The 16,268-nt window shown below is 73.3% G+C and carries 15 protein-coding genes; 8 read left to right on the forward strand and 7 right to left on the reverse strand.

What is annotated here, in order from left to right; translation table 11 throughout:
• Positions 1-54: 54 nt before the first annotated feature.
• The 4 genes from ACFFF6_RS02295 (at position 55) to ACFFF6_RS02310 (ending at position 4,424) form a co-directional block, all read left to right on the forward strand.
• Positions 55-549 carry a GtrA family protein gene (locus ACFFF6_RS02295; protein ID WP_376977841.1) on the forward strand — a complete coding sequence of 165 codons (495 nt, stop codon included), beginning with the start codon at positions 55-57 and terminating at the stop codon, positions 547-549.
• A 107-nt stretch (positions 550-656) separates the two neighbouring features.
• Entirely contained in the window at positions 657-2,747 is a 2,091-nt protein-coding gene (locus ACFFF6_RS02300) for a PTS sugar transporter subunit IIA (protein ID WP_376977843.1), read from the forward strand.
• 29 nt (positions 2,748-2,776) lie between these two features.
• Entirely contained in the window at positions 2,777-3,925 is a 1,149-nt protein-coding gene (locus ACFFF6_RS02305) for a mannitol-1-phosphate 5-dehydrogenase (RefSeq protein ID WP_376977845.1), read from the forward strand.
• A 226-nt stretch (positions 3,926-4,151) separates the two neighbouring features.
• Positions 4,152-4,424, forward strand: a complete 273-nt coding sequence (locus ACFFF6_RS02310) for an HPr family phosphocarrier protein (RefSeq protein WP_376977847.1) — start codon at positions 4,152-4,154, stop codon at positions 4,422-4,424.
• 132 nt (positions 4,425-4,556) lie between these two features.
• Here the strand turns inward: ACFFF6_RS02310 and ptsP are convergent, their stop codons facing one another.
• The 4 genes from ptsP to ACFFF6_RS02330 all read right to left on the reverse strand — a co-directional run bounded on the left by ptsP (position 4,557) and on the right by ACFFF6_RS02330 (position 9,035).
• The gene (ptsP, locus tag ACFFF6_RS02315) at positions 4,557-6,272 is read right to left on the reverse strand and encodes a phosphoenolpyruvate--protein phosphotransferase (RefSeq protein ID WP_376977848.1); all 1,716 of its coding nucleotides are present in this window, start codon (positions 6,270-6,272) and stop codon (positions 4,557-4,559) included.
• Between the two features lie 137 nt (positions 6,273-6,409).
• The gene (locus ACFFF6_RS02320; protein ID WP_376977850.1) at positions 6,410-6,958 is read right to left on the reverse strand and encodes an NYN domain-containing protein; all 549 of its coding nucleotides are present in this window, start codon (positions 6,956-6,958) and stop codon (positions 6,410-6,412) included.
• Positions 6,959-7,092: 134 nt separating this feature from the next.
• Positions 7,093-8,214 carry a Gfo/Idh/MocA family protein gene (locus ACFFF6_RS02325; RefSeq protein WP_376977852.1) on the reverse strand — a complete coding sequence of 374 codons (1,122 nt, stop codon included), beginning with the start codon at positions 8,212-8,214 and terminating at the stop codon, positions 7,093-7,095.
• Positions 8,211-9,035: a sugar phosphate isomerase/epimerase family protein gene (locus tag ACFFF6_RS02330; RefSeq protein ID WP_376977853.1), complete on the reverse strand. Its 825-nt coding sequence runs from the start codon at positions 9,033-9,035 to the stop codon at positions 8,211-8,213. The genes ACFFF6_RS02325 and ACFFF6_RS02330 overlap by 4 nt, the downstream gene beginning before the upstream one ends.
• Positions 9,036-9,155: 120 nt before the next feature.
• Between ACFFF6_RS02330 and ACFFF6_RS02335 the strand changes: the two genes are divergently transcribed.
• Positions 9,156-9,797 carry a TetR/AcrR family transcriptional regulator gene (locus tag ACFFF6_RS02335; RefSeq protein WP_376977854.1) on the forward strand — a complete coding sequence of 214 codons (642 nt, stop codon included), beginning with the start codon at positions 9,156-9,158 and terminating at the stop codon, positions 9,795-9,797.
• Positions 9,798-9,819: 22 nt separating this feature from the next.
• Here ACFFF6_RS02335 and ACFFF6_RS02340 read toward each other — a convergent pair whose 3' ends face one another.
• Positions 9,820-10,812 carry a GNAT family N-acetyltransferase gene (locus ACFFF6_RS02340; RefSeq protein WP_376977855.1) on the reverse strand — a complete coding sequence of 331 codons (993 nt, stop codon included), beginning with the start codon at positions 10,810-10,812 and terminating at the stop codon, positions 9,820-9,822.
• Between the two features lie 64 nt (positions 10,813-10,876).
• On the opposite strand from ACFFF6_RS02340, the gene ACFFF6_RS02345 reads away from it, so the two are divergent.
• A complete protein-coding gene (locus ACFFF6_RS02345; protein ID WP_376977857.1) occupies positions 10,877-12,442 on the forward strand; it encodes a protein adenylyltransferase SelO in 1,566 nt (521 codons plus the stop codon).
• 22 nt (positions 12,443-12,464) lie between these two features.
• Here ACFFF6_RS02345 and ACFFF6_RS02350 read toward each other — a convergent pair whose 3' ends face one another.
• The gene (locus ACFFF6_RS02350; RefSeq protein ID WP_376977858.1) at positions 12,465-13,466 is read right to left on the reverse strand and encodes a lactonase family protein; all 1,002 of its coding nucleotides are present in this window, start codon (positions 13,464-13,466) and stop codon (positions 12,465-12,467) included.
• Between the two features lie 203 nt (positions 13,467-13,669).
• On the opposite strand from ACFFF6_RS02350, the gene ACFFF6_RS02355 reads away from it, so the two are divergent.
• The gene (locus ACFFF6_RS02355; protein ID WP_376977859.1) at positions 13,670-14,077 is read left to right on the forward strand and encodes a DUF6157 family protein; all 408 of its coding nucleotides are present in this window, start codon (positions 13,670-13,672) and stop codon (positions 14,075-14,077) included.
• A gap of 105 nt (positions 14,078-14,182) precedes the next feature.
• The gene (locus ACFFF6_RS02360) at positions 14,183-15,112 is read left to right on the forward strand and encodes an AraC family transcriptional regulator (protein WP_376977861.1); all 930 of its coding nucleotides are present in this window, start codon (positions 14,183-14,185) and stop codon (positions 15,110-15,112) included.
• On the opposite strand, the gene ACFFF6_RS02365 is transcribed toward ACFFF6_RS02360, so the two are convergent.
• A complete protein-coding gene (locus ACFFF6_RS02365) occupies positions 15,013-16,242 on the reverse strand; it encodes an MFS transporter (protein WP_376977863.1) in 1,230 nt (409 codons plus the stop codon). The two genes, ACFFF6_RS02360 and ACFFF6_RS02365, sit on opposite strands and share 100 nt — an antisense overlap.
• Positions 16,243-16,268: the final 26 nt, after the last annotated feature.

Consider the following 16,268-nt stretch of genomic DNA (forward strand, 5'->3'; position numbering starts at 1 on the left):
GATCATACGCGGCATCCCGGGGCCCGTGCAGGGGCGGCCGGTAGAGTGCTCGGCGTGCTGCGCGGTCTGCTGAACCGCCACCTCGGTCCGAGCCTCAAGTTCCTGACCGTCGGTGGCCTCGTCTTCCTCCTCGACGCGGCCCTGTACAACCTCCTGGTGTTCTGGCAGCCCGGGCAGGGGTGGGGGCATGGCGTCCTGTTCGCGCACCCGATCTGGGCGAAGGTCATCACCGTCTCCGTCGCCTCATGCCTGACCTACCTGGGCAATCGGCTGTGGACCTTCGGGGATCGCGAGGTCCCCCGCACGACCCGCTCGGTCCTCGCGTTCGTCCTGGTCAACGTGATCACGACGCTCCTCCAGCTGGGTTGCCTCGCGTTCTCCCGCTATGTGCTGGGCCTGGACTCCCCGCTCGCGGACAACATCTCCGGCACGCTCATCGGGCAGGTCGTCTCGACCTCCTTCCGCTACGTGACCTACGGGCGCTTCGTCTTCCCCCACCAGGACGCCGTCGTGGAGCAGTCCCGGACCGCCGCCCCCACCACCGTCTGAGCACCGCCTAGAATCGGGCCGACGCCCCTCTCGTCCGCGCCGCCGGCGATCGGGGCCCGCTCCCCCGCGCAGCCCTGCCGCGCGCGGCCCATCGGGAAGGATCAGCGATGACCACCACGACCCAGGCCCGGCCGGGCTTCAGCCCCCGGGTCGCCCTGCAGAAGGTCGGCACGTCCCTGTCGAACATGGTGATGCCGAACATCCCGGCGCTCATCGCCTGGGGCATCCTGACCGCGTTCTTCATCCCGGACGGCTGGACCCCGAACGAGCCGCTCGCGAGCGTGGTCGGCCCGATGATCCACTACCTGCTCCCCCTGCTCATCGCGAACACCGGCGGGCGCATGGTGTACGAGGCGCGGGGCGCCGTGGTCGGCGTGATCGCGACGATGGGCGTGATCGGCGGCTCGGACTGGCTGATCGCGCAGGAGAACGCGCGCCTGCTCGAGGAGTGGGTCTCTCAGGGCAACGCCGCTGCGGACTACGCGGAGCTGGGCCAGGTGCACATGTTCATCGGCGCGATGATCATGGCCCCGCTCGCCGCCTGGGTCATGAAGAAGCTGGATGCGCTGTGGCAGGACCACATCCCCGCGGGCTTCGAGATGCTCGTGAACATGTTCTCCGCCGGGATCTTCGGGTTCATCATGCTGGTTCTCGGGTTCTTCGGGCTGGCCCCGGTGGTGAACGGTCTGATGAGCGCCCTGTCCGCGGGTGTGGAGGCGCTGGTGCTGGCGCACCTTCTGCCGCTCGTGTCGATCCTCATCGAGCCGGCGAAGATCTTCTTCCTCAACAACGCGATCAACCACGGCGTGCTCACCCCGCTGGGCCTGTCCGAGGCCAGCCAGCAGGGCAAGTCCGTGCTGTTCCTGCTCGAGGCGAACCCCGGCCCCGGCGTCGGCATCCTGCTCGCGTACACGATCTTCGGCCGCGGCGCCGCGCGCGCCTCCGCCCCCGGCGCCGCGATCATCCAGTTCTTCGGCGGCATCCACGAGATCTACTTCCCGTACGTGCTCATGAAGCCGATCCTCATCCTCGCCGCGATCGGCGGCGGCATGGCGGGCGTGGCCGTGAACGTCGCCTTCGGCACGGGCCTGATCGCCCCGGCCTCCCCCGGCTCGATCTTCGCGATCTTCGGCGTCGCCGCCCGTGACTCCTACCTCGGCATCGCCCTGGCGGTCCTGGCCGCCGCGGCCGTGAGCTTCGCGCTCTCCGCGATCCTGCTGCGCGTGGGCAAGCAGGACGACGGCGACATCGCCGCCGCGACCGCGAAGATGGAGCAGATGAAGGGCAAGAAGTCCTCGGTCGCCGGGGCCCTCACGGGCGCCGCGGCCGGCACCTCGGGCATCGCCGACTCCGGCCACACCGGCCCGATCTCCCGGATCGTCTTCGCCTGCGACGCCGGCATGGGCTCCTCCGCGATGGGGGCGACGGTGCTGCGCAAGAAGGTCCGCGCCGCGGGCTTCACGGACATCGAGGTCACGAACAAGGCGATCTCGAGCCTCGCCGACGAGTGGGACGTGGTCGTCACCCAGAAGGAGCTCGCCGACCGCGCCGCCGAGCGCACCGGCTCCGCGATACACGTCGCCGTCGACCAGTTCATGAACTCGCCGCGCTACGACGAGGTGGTCGAGCTGGTGACGGCCCGCAACTCCGGGGACGCCCCGGCCTCGGATGCCCCCGCGGCCGATGCCGCTCCCGCCGGAGCTGCCGCTGCGGGCGGCGCTGCGGGCGCTTCCGCAGCGGCCGCCTCCTCCTCGGGCTCCGCGGATGCGGCGCCGGAGATCATGCCGCTGTCCTCGATCCTCGTCGCGGGAACCGCGCGCGATGCGGGCTCCGCGATCGACGAGGCCGGGGCCCTGCTGGTCGCCGCCGGCGCGGTCGATGACGCCTACGTCGCGGCCATGCACGACCGCGAAGCCACGGTCTCGACGTTCATGGGCAACGGCCTGGCGATCCCCCACGGCACCAATGAGGCGAAGTCCTCGATCACCCGCTCGGGCATGTCCCTCGTGCGCTACCCCGAGCCGATCGACTGGAACGGCAACGAGGTCCGCTTCGTCGTCGGCATCGCGGGGGTCGGGAACGAGCACCTGGACCTGCTGCAGAAGGTCGCCATGATCTTCTCGGACCCGGCGCAGGTGCAGCGGCTCGAGGAGGCCGGATCCGCCCAGGAGATCCGCGCGATCTTCGAGACGAACTGATCACGGACCGCGAGGAGAAGGAGCATCTCATGAAGGCAGTGCATGTCGGAGCAGGCAACATCGGCCGCGGGTTCGTGGGCCTGCTGCTGCACGAGGCAGGATACGAGGTGGTCTTCGCCGATGTGCAGGAGGCCCTGATCGCCGCGCTCCAGCAGGCGGACTCGTACACGGTCCACGCGGTCGGCAGCGCCGGCAGCGACACCGTGGTCGACGGCTTCCGGGCCGTGAACTCCGCGAGCGAGAAGGACGCGGCGGTCGCGGAGATCGCCTCGGCCGACGTCGTCACGACCGCCGTCGGCGCGCACATCCTGCGCTTCGTCGCCCCTGTGATCGCCGAGGGCATCGCGGCCCGCCCGGCGGGCTCCCCCCGTCTGGCGGTGATGGCCTGCGAGAACGCCATCAACGCGACCGACATCCTCGAGGCAGAGGTGCGCAGGGCGTACACCGGGGAGGACCTCGACGCCAGGGCCGTGTTCGCGAACACGGCCGTGGATCGGATCGTCCCCGCCCAGGCGCCCGATGCGGGCCTCGATGTGACCGTCGAGACCTTCTTCGAATGGGCCGTGGACCGCACCCCCTTCGCGGGCGGCGAGCCGGACATCCCCGGGGTGACCTGGGTGGACGACCTCGAGCCGTACATCGAGCGGAAGCTGTTCACGGTCAACACGGGCCACGCGACGACAGCCTGGCACGGCTGGGCCGCGGGCATCGAGAAGATCGCCGACGCCATCTCTGATCCGGAGATCCGCGCGAAGGTCGCCGGGACCCTCGCCGAGACGGCGACCCTCCTCGTGGCCAAGCACGGCTTCTCCATGGAGCAGCAGCAGGCCTACGTCGCGAAGATCCTCGAGCGCTTCGCGAACCCGCATCTTCCCGACACCGTCGAGCGCGTGGGCCGCGCCCCGGAGCGGAAGCTCTCCCGCCACGAGCGCATCATCGCTCCCGCGGCGGAGCTCGCCGAGCGGGGGCTGGACCACGGCTCGCTCCTCCAGGCCCTGGCCGCGGCCCTGCGCTTCACCCCGGAGGGCGACGAGGAGGTCACGCGCGTCCAGGCCCTCCTCGCGGGCGGTGATGCCGATGTGACCACGGCGACCCTCACGGGCCTCGAGGAGGAGCATCCGCTCTACCCGGCGGCCCGCGCCGTCATCGCCGCCCGCATCGCCGAGCTCGCCTCCTGATCGGCGGGGGCCGCTCCCGATCGTCGGAGCACCTCTCCGGGCCCGGGTGGGGCGACTCGCCCGGGCCCTCTCGTCTCCGAGCGCGGCGCAGCGGGCTCCGGGCGGGACGAGTCCTGCCGACCTGCGCGCAGGGGCCGCATCGGCCGAGGTCCCGAGGTAGCGTTACCCCTACGACCATCGCTTCCGCCGCATCCCCCGGGGCGCGGCTCCGAGAAAGGCACTCACCATGGCAGAGCGCACCGTCAAGGTTGCCAGCGCATCCGGGCTCCACGCCCGCCCCGCCTCCATCTTCGCCAAGGCAGCGGGCGAGCAGCCCGCGCAGGTGACCATCGAGAAGGCCGGCGGCAACCCTGTCCAGGCCTCCAGCATCCTCATGCTCATGACCCTGGGCGCCGGCAACGGTGACGAGGTCACGCTGCGCGCCGAGGGCGAGGGTGCGGAGGAGTCGGTCGCCGCTCTCGCCGCCCTCCTCGAGAAGGACCTCGACGCCGAGGCCTGATCGGCCCCGCATCGGCATCCGCCGCATCGGGAGAGGGCGGTTCCGGTTCAGAACCTGCACGGTCTGACACGGAACCGCCCTCTCGCCATGTCGAGCGGGCCTGCGGCGGGGCCGATGGCGCGCCCGGCCGGCTCAGAGGCCCAGCGTCTCCAGGATCGGCAGACCCGCGCGGACGGCGTCCTTCGCCGCGGCGGCGGTGGGGGCGGCGACGGCCGCGGCCGCCAGGGCCTTGGCCTCCTCCAGCGACACCGACGCGAGCACCGTCGCGACCGCCGGCAGGGAGCGCGGCGTCATCGACAGGCTGTTCACGCCGAGGCCCACGAGGACCACGGCGAGGGCCGGGTCCCCGGCCGCCTCGCCGCACACCCCGACGGGACGGTTCGCGCTCTCCCCGTACGCCTCCGCGTCGCCGCCCGCGATCCGCGCGCCGCGGGCGGTGGCCTGCACGAGGGCGAGGACGGCCGGCTGCCACGGATCGTTGAGGTGGGCGAGGGAGCCCAGCTGCCGGTCCGCGGCCATCGTGTACTGGGTGAGGTCGTTGGTGCCGATCGAGGCGAAGGCCGCCGATCCCAGCAGCCGGTCCGCGGTGAGCGCCGCGGCAGGGGTCTCGACCATGATCCCCGCGGGGTCCAGACCCCGCTCGCGGCACTGCGCGACGACGTCCTCGGTCTCCTCGAGGGTCGCGATCATCGGCGCCATCACCCACGGCTTCGCCTCGGTCTGGGCGGCAGCGGCCGCGATCGCGTCCAGCTGGTGCGCGAGGACCTGCGGCTTCTCCCAGGAGGTGCGGTAGGCGCGCACACCGAGCGCGGGGTTGGGCTCATCGGCATCGGTGAGGAAGGGCAGCGGCTTGTCAGCACCCGCGTCGATCGTGCGCACGACGACCTTCTTGCCGGGGAAGTGCGCGAACACGTCGCGGTAGGCGGCGGTCTGCTCCTCGACGCTCGGCTCGTCCTCGCGGTCCAGGAACAGGAACTCGGTGCGGAACAGGCCCACGCCATCGGCATTCGCGGCGGCGGCCTTCTCCGCGTCCTTCGCGTTGCCGATGTTGGCGAGCAGCTGCATCCGCGTGCCGTCCTTCAGCACGGCGCCGCCGCCCTCGTAGGTGAGCGGGTTCTTCTGCAGCTCCGCCCAGGCCTCCGCCTGTCGGCGATGGTCATCGGTGACCTCCGTGGTGACGGTGCCGTGCGCGCCGTCGACGAAGACCTCGGTGCCGGAGGCGATCGCGTCCACGCCCCTGGCGGCGACGATCGCGGGCAGGCCCAGCTGGCGGGCGAGGATCGCGGTGTGGGACTGAGGGCCGCCGTCGGAGGTGATCAGCGCGATCACCCGCGCCGGGTCCAGGGTCGCGGTGTCCGCGGGGGCGAGGTCGACCGCCGCGAGGATGAACGGGGTCTCGTGCTCCGGGATGCCGGGGGCCTGCTCGCCGCGCAGCTCGGCGACGATGCGGGAGCGGACGTCGCGGACATCGGCCGCGCGCTCGGCCATGTAGCCGCCGAGCCCCTCGAGCATCGTCGCGACCTGGTCGCCGGCCTCCCAGACGGCGCGCTCGGCGCTGAGCCCGCCGGCCACGAGGGCCTGGGCGCTCTGCACGAGGGTCGGGTCCGATGCCATCTGCGCGGTCGCCTCGAGGACGGCCTTGCCGCCGCCGGTCGCGCGCTCGGCGCGCCGTTCGAGCTGGGCCTGCACCGATGCCGCCGCGGCGGGGATGCGCTCCGATTCGGAGGCGGCGTCCGCCCCCGCTGTCGGGGCCTGGCCTGCCGGCGGCTCCGCGACGGGCGGGGCCATGGTGAGCACCTCGCCCACGACCCGGCCGGCGCTGACGGCGACACCTGTGTATTCGGACATCGGGGTCCCTCCCTCGATCTGCAGGACGTGCTCCGGCCGCGGAGCCCCACCGGGGCCACCTCGGGCCGCAGCGGTGTGGCGCCGGAGCGCCCGGCCAGTCTAGCCGGGCGCGACCAGCCCGTCGGGCGGGCCGGCTCTCAGAGGAACTCGAGCGGATCGAACTCGTCGATCGGGATGATCCGGACGCGCGGCAGGCGGCTCGTGAACGCCTCGATGTCGTACTCGAGGTCGAAGATCTCGATGCCCGGCACGGCCCGCAGGCCCGCGGAGACGAACTCGCTGAAGCCGATCACCGCCGTGCGGCGCTCCGGGTCCTCGGCCAGGGCCGCCATCTGCGGGATGAAGTCGCCGTCGTGGCTGACCAGGGCGACATCGGCCGCGCGCTCCGTGAGCGCCTCGGCGGTGCGCTGGATCGCGATGTCGACGACCTTGCCCTCGCCCTGCAGAGGGATGGGCCGGTAGCCGATGGCCAGCAGCGCCTGCACGAAGGACACGGGGAGGTCCGCGCCGACCGCGAGGAAGAACAGGCCCGTGACGGGCTGCTGCCAGGACTCCTCCATGCGGGCCAGCAGCTTGTTCCAGCGGGGCCGCTCCTCGGGATGCGGGCGGCGGCCCAGCACGGATCCGCCGAGGGTCGCGTCGATGTTCTCGCCGTCGACGAGCAGGTAGGTGGCGCGTTCGCTCATGGGTCGACCCTACTGCGCATCGGCATCGTCCCCTACTCGCGCCGTCGCCCCCGCCGGGACGCCCGAGCAGGAAGGCCGACGCCCCGCCCCCGGCAGGACCGGGGGCGGGGCGTCGGGGCTGCGCTCTCAGCGCCTCACAGGGTGCTCGCGTAGGGGTCGAAGTCGACCGGCACCGGCGGGACCGGGGCGGAGATCGAGCTCTCGACGGTCACGAACTCGCCGGAGGCGGCGGACTCCTCCGCGGAGAGCATGACGTCCAGGACGTGGTAGCCCAGCTCGCCGCTGGCGACGTGCGGACGGTCCTCGGCGATCGCGCGGACCATGTCCAGCAGGCCCAGGCCGCGGCCGGCGACCGGACCCTCCTGCGGGACCTCGATCCACTCCTGCTCCGGCGGCCTCTCCCCGAAGGACTCGAAGGGGTGCACGTAGGCGATGCGGCCCTCGAACATGTTGGGGTCCGGGACGACGAGCGATCCCTTCGTGCCGTGGATCTCCACGACGCCCTGGCGGGCGAGCGGGGAGTCGAAGCTGAGCAGCGAGTTGCCCTGCTGCCCGCCCTCGAAGACGGTGAGGACGGAGATCGTCGAGGGGACCTCGACGGGGAAGGTCTCCCCCGCGTTCGGGCCGACCTGGATGGTGCGCTCCTCGGTCGCCTTGAGCCCGGTCGCGACGACCTTCTCGACCGTGCCGAAGAGGCTCACCAGGGTTGTGAAGTAGTACGGGCCGATGTCCAGCAGCGGGCCTGCGCCCTGGGCGAAGAGGAAGGCCGGGTTGGGGTGGAAGACCTCGGGGCCCTGCCACTGCATGGAGGTCTGCGCGAACAGGGGGCGGCCGATGGTGCCCTTGGCGATCTCCCGCTTGGCGGTCTGCACGCCGGCGCCGAGCACGGTGTCGGGAGCGCAGCCCACCCGCAGCCCGGCCTCCGCGGCCTGCTCCAGCAGGGCCGAGGTGGACTCGCGGTCCAGGCCCAGGGGCTTCTCCGTCCAGACGTGCTTGCCCGCGGCGATCGCGGCGGAGGAGATCTCCGCGTGGACGGCCGGGATCGTCAGGTTGACGACGACCTTCACGTCCGGGTGGTCCAGCACGTCCTGCGCGGAGCCCCAGGCGGGGACGCCGTGCTTCTCCGCCTGCGACTTCGCCCGGTCCTGGTCGAGGTCGCCGACGATCAGGACCTCGACGTCGGGGAAGGAGTTCAGGTTCTCGAGGTAGGTGTCGGAGATGACCCCGACGCCGATGAAGCCGACGCCGACGCTCATGCGGCGAGCCCGGAATCGATGAGGAAGCGGTAGCTGTCCTTGATGTCCTCGAACACGTCGCCGGGCACGTTGTCGTACTCGATGACGGCGTACTTGACGTTCGTCGCGGCCTTGAGCGCCTCGACGGTGGGGACGTCGCCCTCGCCCGCATGGCGCTGGTCGAGGTCCGAGGAGTTGAACTTGGGGGCGTCCGGCGCGAAGGGGTTCGAGGCCGGGGCGACGCCGTCCTTGACGTGGATGGCCACGAGGCGGTCGCCCAGCTCCTTGACCAGGCCCACGACGTCCTGACCGCCCACGAGCGCCCAGAACAGGTCGAGCTCGATCTCGACCGAGGGGTCGACGAGGGAGAGGAAGCGCTGGTAGGCGGTCTGCCCGTCGAAGTCCGCGAGGAACTCCTGGGCGTGGTTGTGGTAGCCGACGGCGAGGCCGAACTCCTTGGCCTTCTCGCTCGCGGCGTTCATGCGCTCGGCGATGTCCTTCACGCCGTCCTCGGTGAGCCAGCGCTCGGTGGGGACCATCGGGTCGATGACGGTCTTCATGCCGATCTGGGCGGCCGCCTCGAAGACGACCTCCTGGCTCGGGGTGGGGATGGAGCCGTCCGGGGTCCACAGCTCGTCGGAGAGCAGGGGGGCATGGCCGGTCGGCGAGCTCAGTCCGCTGGCATCGAGCGCGGCGCGGATCTCCGCGGGACGGCGCACGAAGTCGAAGGCCTCGACGTTCTTCAGCCCGATCGCGGCGAGCTTGTCGAGGGAGCCGTTCATGTCGGCGGTGAACTCCGCAGCCAGCGTGTACAGCTGGACGGATGCGATGGGGAGAGCCACGAGTGACCTGCTTTCGTACGTCGTCGTCAGGGTGAGGTCCGCACCCGCTTCGGGGTGCTGGGGGAAACGCTAGCACGAAGATTCCTCCATGTGGAGGTTTCCGTCTGATTAGATGGGGCCATGACAGCGACGCAGCATCCCGGACCCTCAGACGGCGCGGACACCGCCGAGCGCGATGCCGCCTCGCCGATCGGCCGGCTCGGCTCCTACTCCAAGGGCGTCGCCCGCCGCCAGGAGATCCTCGATCGGGCGATCGAGGTGTTCCGCGAGCGCGGTGCGGACGGCACCTCCCTGCGCCGCATCGCCGGCGCGATCGGAGTCTCCCACGCCGCGCTGCTGCACTACTTCGACTCGCGCGAGCAGCTTCTCGTCGCCGTGTACGAGCACGCCGAGGCGCAGCGGGGGACCCTCGCCTCGGACCCCTCCTCCGCCGTGGACGTCATGGTCCGCTCCGCGATCGCGAACGCCGAGGTCCCCGGCCTGGTCCAGCTCTACTCGACCCTCGTGGCCGCGTCCCTCGAGGCGGAGTCCGGACCGTCCAAGGAGTACTTCACCGGGCGTTTCGAACGGGTCCGCGGCGACCTCGAGAAGCGTCTGCGCGCCGAGCAGGCCGAGGGGCGGATCCGCGAGGACGTCGACCCCGAGCAGATCGCCGCCCTCATCGTCGCCGCCTCCGACGGCCTGCAGATCCAATGGCTGCTGGACCCCTCGATCGAGCTGCAGCGCTGCCTCGAGACGCTCTCCACGCTCCTGGCCCCCTGACCCGCCCGGCACCGGCGGACCCTCAGACGCGGCGGAGGTCGCGCGCATCGGCCTCACGGCGCATTCCGGCGCGGGCGTAGGCCGCGGGCGCCGGATCGTTGTCCGCCGGCGTGCCGACGAGCATCTCCGCCGCCCCCATTTCCCTCAGCTGGTCGGCGCAGGCACGGGTGATCGTCCTGCCATGGCCCAGCCCGCGGTGCTCGGCATGCACGCCCAGGGGCTCGATGATGCCGGGCAGGCCCGGACCCGCGGCCCAGATCCCGGCGGCGGCGACCGGACGGCCTTCCGCATCGCGCAGCAGCAGGAACCGCGAGCGCTCCGCCGCAGGGGCCGCGCACATCGCCGTCCATCGCTCCCGACGCTGCACCGCGCTGCGATCCGAGATCGCGAATGCCGAGTCGAGAACCGCCAGAAGGGCGTCGACGTCCGCGTCCCGGCGCGCGCCGGGCCGATGCCGGGACCCGGGCAGGATCACGGTGCAGGTGATACCGGCCTCCGGTCCGGTCCTCGTCCTCGGGGAACGCTCGAGCTCCTGGCGCAGGATCGCCCACGGCTCGTCCTCCTCCCACCCCCGCAGGCGCAGGAGCCGCGTCAGGGCGGGGGCGGCCCGCGCCTCGAGGGTCGCGGGGCCCGCGGGGAGCACCCCGTGCGCCGGATCGGCGAGGTGGTCCGCGATCGCCTCGGCGAGCAGAGGATCCTCGGCGGCGGCCGGGTCGACGGCGAGACGGACCAGCCCGGGCCCGTCCAGCAGGGCGATCGCCCGCGGGCGCGCCAGGCCGGGAGCCGCATCGGCGGGCCCCACGCCGCGCGGCAGTCTCGCGTCGGATCTGCCGTCCGGGGCACCGGCCGTCCAGATCCGCACCGCCGCCGCGGTCCGCGCCGCGCCCAGCCTCCCGTGCCAGCCCAGGTCACCGGCATGCAGCTGCAGCGGCGCTCCGGGAGCGGACCAACGACGCAGGGACGCGTCGAGGGCGGGAAGCTCCGCGACGGACGGGGTGTGCAGGCCGATGCTCATGGGCACAGCTCATCGCGGCTGCGCCCCGGACGCAACGGAATTCTCCCGGCGTACCGTGGGGACCATGACCACGATGCCGCCGCTGCACCAGAGCTACGCCGCCGCCGTGCCGGAGCTCTCGGCGCCGTGGCGCGCCGAGGCGATGCCGCGGCCGCGGCTGCTCCTGCTGCACGAGGAGCTGGCCGCGGAGCTGGGCCTGGACGCCGCTCTGCTGCGCTCCTCCGAGGGGATCCGCCTGCTCACCGGTGCCTCCGATCTCCCGACCACCGCGCAGGCCTACGGCGGTCACCAGTTCGGCGCCCCGAACCCGCAGCTCGGCGACGGGAGGGCGCTGCTGCTGGGCGACCTCGTCGACGTGGCGGGCCGGCGCCGCGACCTGCATCTGAAGGGGTCGGGGCGCACGCCCTTCTCCCGGGCGGGCGATGGCCGGGCACCGCTCGGCCCGATGCTGCGGGAGCTCGTGATCGGGGAGGCCCTGCACGCCAACGGGGTGCCGAGCACGCGGGCTCTCGCGGTGCTCGTGACCGGGGAGAGGATCCGGCGCCAGGCCGCGGAGCCGGAGCAGGGCGCGATCCTCGTGCGGGTCGCAGCGAGCCATCTGCGCGTGGGCACGGTGCAGCACGCCGCCTGGACGCAGGAGCCCGAGGTGCTCGCGGCGCTCGTCCGGTACGCGATCGGGCGCCATCATCCCTCCGCGGCCGAGGCGCCCGTTCCTGCCCTGGGCCTGCTCGAGGCCGTGATGACCGCGCAGGCGGAGCTCGTGGCGCGGTGGATGCTCCTCGGCTTCGTCCACGGCGTCATGAACACGGACAACATGACCCTGTCCGGGGAGTCGATCGACTTCGGCCCCTGCGCATTCCTCGACGCGCACGATCCGGGCGCCGTGTTCAGCTCGATCGACCGCGGCGGCCGCTACGCCTACCGCAACCAGCCCGGCATCGCCCTGTGGAACCTCGGCCGCTTCGCGGAGGCGCTGCTGCCGCTCATCGACGAGCGGCCCGACGCCGCCGTCGACGCCGCGACCGAGGTGCTCGAGCGCTTCGAGGGCGAGTACCGCCGCGCCTGGGCGTCGGGCATGCGCGCCAAGCTGGGGATCCCCGAGGGCGCGGGGGCCGATGCGGAGGTCATCGATCTGGGGGCCGATCTGCTGGATCTCCTCGCCGCCGAGCGGGTCGACCACACGGGCTTCTTCCGCGCCCTCGCCGAGGGACGGGCCGCCGCGATGCTCGACCGACCGGCGCCGGTCGATGTCGCCGCCGGCCTCGGCCTGCGCGCGGCCGAGGACCCGGAGGCCGACCCCCCGGCGGGGTCGCGCCCCGGTGCCGCCTGCGCCGGGCGGCTCGCGTCGTGGGAGCGCCGCCGTCGCGCCCTCGCCGGGGTGCCCGCGACCCCGGGCCGGAGCGATGCCGAGCGGGCCTCGCTCGCGCTCATGGCCCGCACGAACCCCGTCTACATCCCCCGCAACCATGCGCTGGATGCGGCGCTGCAGGCCGCGGAGGACGGAGATCTCGGCCCCGTCCGACGGCTCCTGGACGCCGTCCGCTCCCCCGCCGCGCGTCGCCCCGGCCTCGAGGACCTCGAGCTCCCCGCCCCGGACGCCTCTCCGTTCATCACCTTCTGCGGCACCTGAGACCCTCGGGTCGCCCGCGAGGTCAGGGAAGGGCGAGGATGCTGGACGGGCTGGGCACCGCGACGGCGTCGACCTGCTCGAGGCCGCCGTCCCCGGTGACGCGGAAGCGTGTGATCTCATCCGAACGGTTGTTCGCGACCAGCAGCCAGCGGTCCTCGAGGAGCAGGCAGAACCAGGGCCAGGTCCCGCCGCTGGGCACGATCTCCCGACGTCGTGGCACCCCGTCCGCGCCGACGTCGAAGATCGCGATCGAGTCGTGCCCGCGGTTGGTCGCGTACAGCCGCCTCCCGTCGCCGGAGGCGGAGAGGTGCGCGGCCCAGCTCTCCCCCGCCCAGTCCTCGGGCAGCGTCGAGGACGTCGACAGGTGCGCGAGCGCACCGTCGGGCCCGACGCGGACGGTCTCGAGCGTGTTGTCGAGCTCGCAGAGGATGTGGAGGACCCCGTGACCGGGGACGATGTGCCGCGGTCCGGCTCCGGGCGCGGTCCGGTGCAGCGTGCGGGCCCTTCCCAGCCCTCCGCCGGGCAGCACGTCGATCCCGAGGATCTCATCGGTCCCGAGGTCCGCGGCGTGGAGGGTCCGACCATCGGCCGTGAAGATGCCGCTGTGCGGGTGGCTGCGGGTCTGACGCCAGTGCGGACCGCTGCCGGAGCCCGCGTGCGCCCCCTGCAGCTGCGGGATCGGTCCGTTGCGGAACAGCGACCATCCGCCCGGCGGGGCGGTGACGGCGAGGTGCTGCCCATCGGGAGAGACGGCGAGATAGCAGCCTCCCTGCGCGCCCTCCACCACCCGCGCGGTGACCTCGCCGCGGGCGAGATCCCAGCGCAGCAGGGCCGAGTCCTCCTCCGTGCTGCGCAGCAGCAGCGCGCTGTCGCCGGCAGGGTCCAGCGCGGCCCAGAAGACCGCGTCCGGGGAGCCGGGGAGCCTCCGTGCGATCATCTCCTCCCCCGCCTCGAGGATCCACAGCCCCGCACGGAGGTCCTCGCCGCCCTCCCGGTTGCTCCACGTCGACACCAGACACCGCATGCGTCCTCGCTCCTTCGTCCTGTCCTCCGCCGGGTCCGGGCGGCTGTGGGAGCATCTCATGGCCCGGCCCGTCCGGGGACGGATCCTCGCCGTCTCTGCTCCTGGCCGGCTCCTGTCCGCTCCTCCGTCCGCGGCGCCTGATGCCGCGCTCCGGTGTCGTGTTCGTCCAAGCGCAGCCGCGCGGCAGGCGGCATGCTTCGTCCATGAGCACGAACTACCACGACACCTTCATCCAGGTCGCGGAGGACTGCCCGGTCGACCGCGGCGAGGCGCCGCCGGTGCGCGCGGCGTCCCCGACGGCGGCGCAGCTCCAGTTCGAGCTGCTCTCCGCTGCGCCGTACACCATGACCTCGGACGATCTGCTGTTCGCGGTGCATGCGCTGCGCCACGGCATCGCGCAGGAGGAGCGGGAGCGGGAGCGCTCGGCGTTCTTCGCCCGGTCCCAGGCCTGCCTGCGCGCCTCACCCCTCCCCAAGCGGTACGGATGGGGCCTCCACCACGACGACCGGGGCCGGGTCGCGCTGGTGGCGTCCGGCACCCCGGAGTACGCGCAGCTGGCGGCGGACCCGGCGATCGCCCAGGTCCGGGCGATGCGCTCCTCGCGCCGCTGAGCGGCGCCACGGGCGGGACCGCCTGCGGCGGCCCGGCGGGCGAGGAACCCGACGAGACCCCGGCGGCCCCGGAATGAGGGCGCCCCCGAGGACGTTGCCTCCGGCATGAGCACCTCCGCGGCGTCCCTGCGCTGGCACCTCTCCACCTCCGCCGAGTTCGGGATCCCGCACGGCAGGCTGCTGCCGATCCGGCGCTCCTCGCTGTGGCTGCTGCTGCGCTCGGGCCGTCTCGACGTCGTCGGAGCCGGAGCTCTCGCCCCCGGGGACGCGATCCTCCTGCCCAGGGCCGGGCGGCACCCGGCGACGGCCCTCGAGGACTCGGCCGTGCTGATCGCGGAGCTGCGTGCCGACGGCGCCGACGCACCCGAGGATCCGCTGCACGTGCCCGGCTTCGCGGACCGGCAGAGCGGGGTCCTCGCCCTGCTGACGCGCTGCCCGGTGACGGCGACCCTGCATCGGGAGCGCCCGGCCGTGGCCGCCTCCTACGCGCAGCTTCTGGGGGCCGCGATGATGAGCGAGGCGCAGGCTCTGACCGACCTCCGGGACGCCCCGGGCGGCCCGGCGCGCCCCGGCACGCCGGGCCCGGATCCGGCGGTGCGTGCCGCCCTACGGCTCATCGAGCGGTGCCCGGCCGAGGAGTGGACCCTGCCGCGGCTGGCCGCGGCCGCGCACCTGGGCACGACCGCCCTCGTGGACCGCTTCCGCCGCGCCACCGGGTCCACGCCCGGACGGTATCTGCGGCAGGTCCGGCTCGACCGCGCGATGGAGGAGCTCCGCAGCACCGATCTGCCCGTCGCGGTGATCGCGCGCCGCACCGGCTACGGCAGCGCGGAGTCCTTCGTGCGGGCCTTCCGCGCCCGCACCGGCTGCACGCCCGGCCGGTGGCGCCGGGCCTCCCCCGACGAGGAGCATCATCCGGCGGGTGCCGGGGCGGCTCAGGAGGCGGCGGGCCGGACCCTGATCGCCGCGAAGCCGACCGCGGCAAGGGCCGCGGACCCCGCGCCCAGCGCCATGGCCGCCGCCGGCCCCCGCTGATCCACGAGCACCCCGCCCACGACCGAGCCCAGCATGATCGCGATCTGGAACGCCGTGACCTGCAACGCGATCGCGGATTCGACACGGCGCGGCTCGAGCGCGGAGACCCATAGCTGAGTGGTCACCGGGACCATGTTGAAGCCCAGTCCCCAGGCGATCACGGCGAGGCCCAGCACCACCACGGAGCTGGTCGTCGCGACCGCGAGCAGAGCAGCCAGGAGGATCATGGGACCGGCGACGACGCCCCACCGGATCCAGCGGGCGGCCCAGCCTCCGGCGAGGTTCCCGACCAGCCCGCCGAGCCCCCAGGCCAGCAGCAGGGCGGCGACGGCCTGCACCTGCACCGCCTCGATCGCGAGGCGGATGTACGGGTAGGCGGCGAAGTTGGCGAAGGCCGCGACGCCGATGACCAGCACGCCCGCGACGAGTCGGCGGTTGCCGAGCGCGGCCCGCATCATGGCGAGGCCCGCACCGGGCTGCGCGGGCACCGGCGGCAGCAGGCGCCACAGCAGCACGCCCGAGCCGAGGGTGAGAGCGCTGATGAGGGCGAACACGGCCCGCCAGCCGATGAGGTCGCCGAGCACCGAGGACAGCGGCACCCCGACGATCGTGGCGGTGCTGGTGCCCAGGGCGACCGTCGTCGAGACGAGCGCGGGACGACCGGTGACCTGCACGCCCACGCCGAAGGCGAAGGACCAGAACCCAGCGATCGCGGCCCCCAGGAGGATCCGGGCGCCGAGCACGATCGGCAGGCTCGGAGCGACCATGACCAGCAGGTTCGACAGGATCGCGAGGCCCAGCAGCGACAGCATGACGGTGCGGCGGTCCGCACGCGGCAGCACGGTCGCGATCGTCGGGGCGGTGATCGCGCCGGCGAGCGCGGTCGCGGCGACGGTCAGCCCGGCCCGGCCCTCGCTGACGCCCAGGTCCGCAGCCATGGCCGGCAGCACGCCGGCCGGGATGAACTCGGCGCCGACGAGGGCCGCGGTCCCGGCGGACAGGGCGAGGGCGATGACGACGGAGGAGCGTCGCGAGCGGGACGGTCCCGGCGGCGCGGATGCGGGCGCGGTCTCCGCGGGTCGGTGTGCGGGCGAGGCGGGGTCGAGGACCTCGGGGCGGGAGGTGGTCATGGGCCCAGCTTCCCGCGGATCCGCCG

Origin of the sequence: Brachybacterium hainanense (genome assembly GCF_042434575.1) — a bacterium.
Lineage (GTDB): Bacteria > Actinomycetota > Actinomycetes > Actinomycetales > Dermabacteraceae > Brachybacterium > Brachybacterium hainanense.

Excerpts from the sequence above, each read along its gene's own strand:
- ACFFF6_RS02300 (WP_376977843.1), top strand. The coding sequence starts at position 657 with ATGACCACCACGACCCAGGCCCGGCCGGGCTTCAGCCCCCGGGTCGCC.
- ACFFF6_RS02305 (WP_376977845.1), top strand. The coding sequence starts at position 2,777 with ATGAAGGCAGTGCATGTCGGAGCAGGCAACATCGGCCGCGGGTTCGTG.
- ACFFF6_RS02310 (WP_376977847.1), top strand. The coding sequence starts at position 4,152 with ATGGCAGAGCGCACCGTCAAGGTTGCCAGCGCATCCGGGCTCCACGCC.
- ptsP (WP_376977848.1), bottom strand. The coding sequence starts at position 6,272 with ATGTCCGAATACACAGGTGTCGCCGTCAGCGCCGGCCGGGTCGTGGGC.
- ACFFF6_RS02320 (WP_376977850.1), bottom strand. The coding sequence starts at position 6,958 with ATGAGCGAACGCGCCACCTACCTGCTCGTCGACGGCGAGAACATCGAC.
- ACFFF6_RS02325 (WP_376977852.1), bottom strand. The coding sequence starts at position 8,214 with ATGAGCGTCGGCGTCGGCTTCATCGGCGTCGGGGTCATCTCCGACACC.
- ACFFF6_RS02335 (WP_376977854.1), top strand. The coding sequence starts at position 9,156 with ATGACAGCGACGCAGCATCCCGGACCCTCAGACGGCGCGGACACCGCC.
- ACFFF6_RS02340 (WP_376977855.1), bottom strand. The coding sequence starts at position 10,812 with ATGAGCATCGGCCTGCACACCCCGTCCGTCGCGGAGCTTCCCGCCCTC.
- ACFFF6_RS02345 (WP_376977857.1), top strand. The coding sequence starts at position 10,877 with ATGACCACGATGCCGCCGCTGCACCAGAGCTACGCCGCCGCCGTGCCG.
- ACFFF6_RS02350 (WP_376977858.1), bottom strand. The coding sequence starts at position 13,466 with ATGCGGTGTCTGGTGTCGACGTGGAGCAACCGGGAGGGCGGCGAGGAC.
- ACFFF6_RS02355 (WP_376977859.1), top strand. The coding sequence starts at position 13,670 with ATGAGCACGAACTACCACGACACCTTCATCCAGGTCGCGGAGGACTGC.
- ACFFF6_RS02360 (WP_376977861.1), top strand. The coding sequence starts at position 14,183 with ATGAGCACCTCCGCGGCGTCCCTGCGCTGGCACCTCTCCACCTCCGCC.
- ACFFF6_RS02365 (WP_376977863.1), bottom strand. The coding sequence starts at position 16,242 with ATGACCACCTCCCGCCCCGAGGTCCTCGACCCCGCCTCGCCCGCACAC.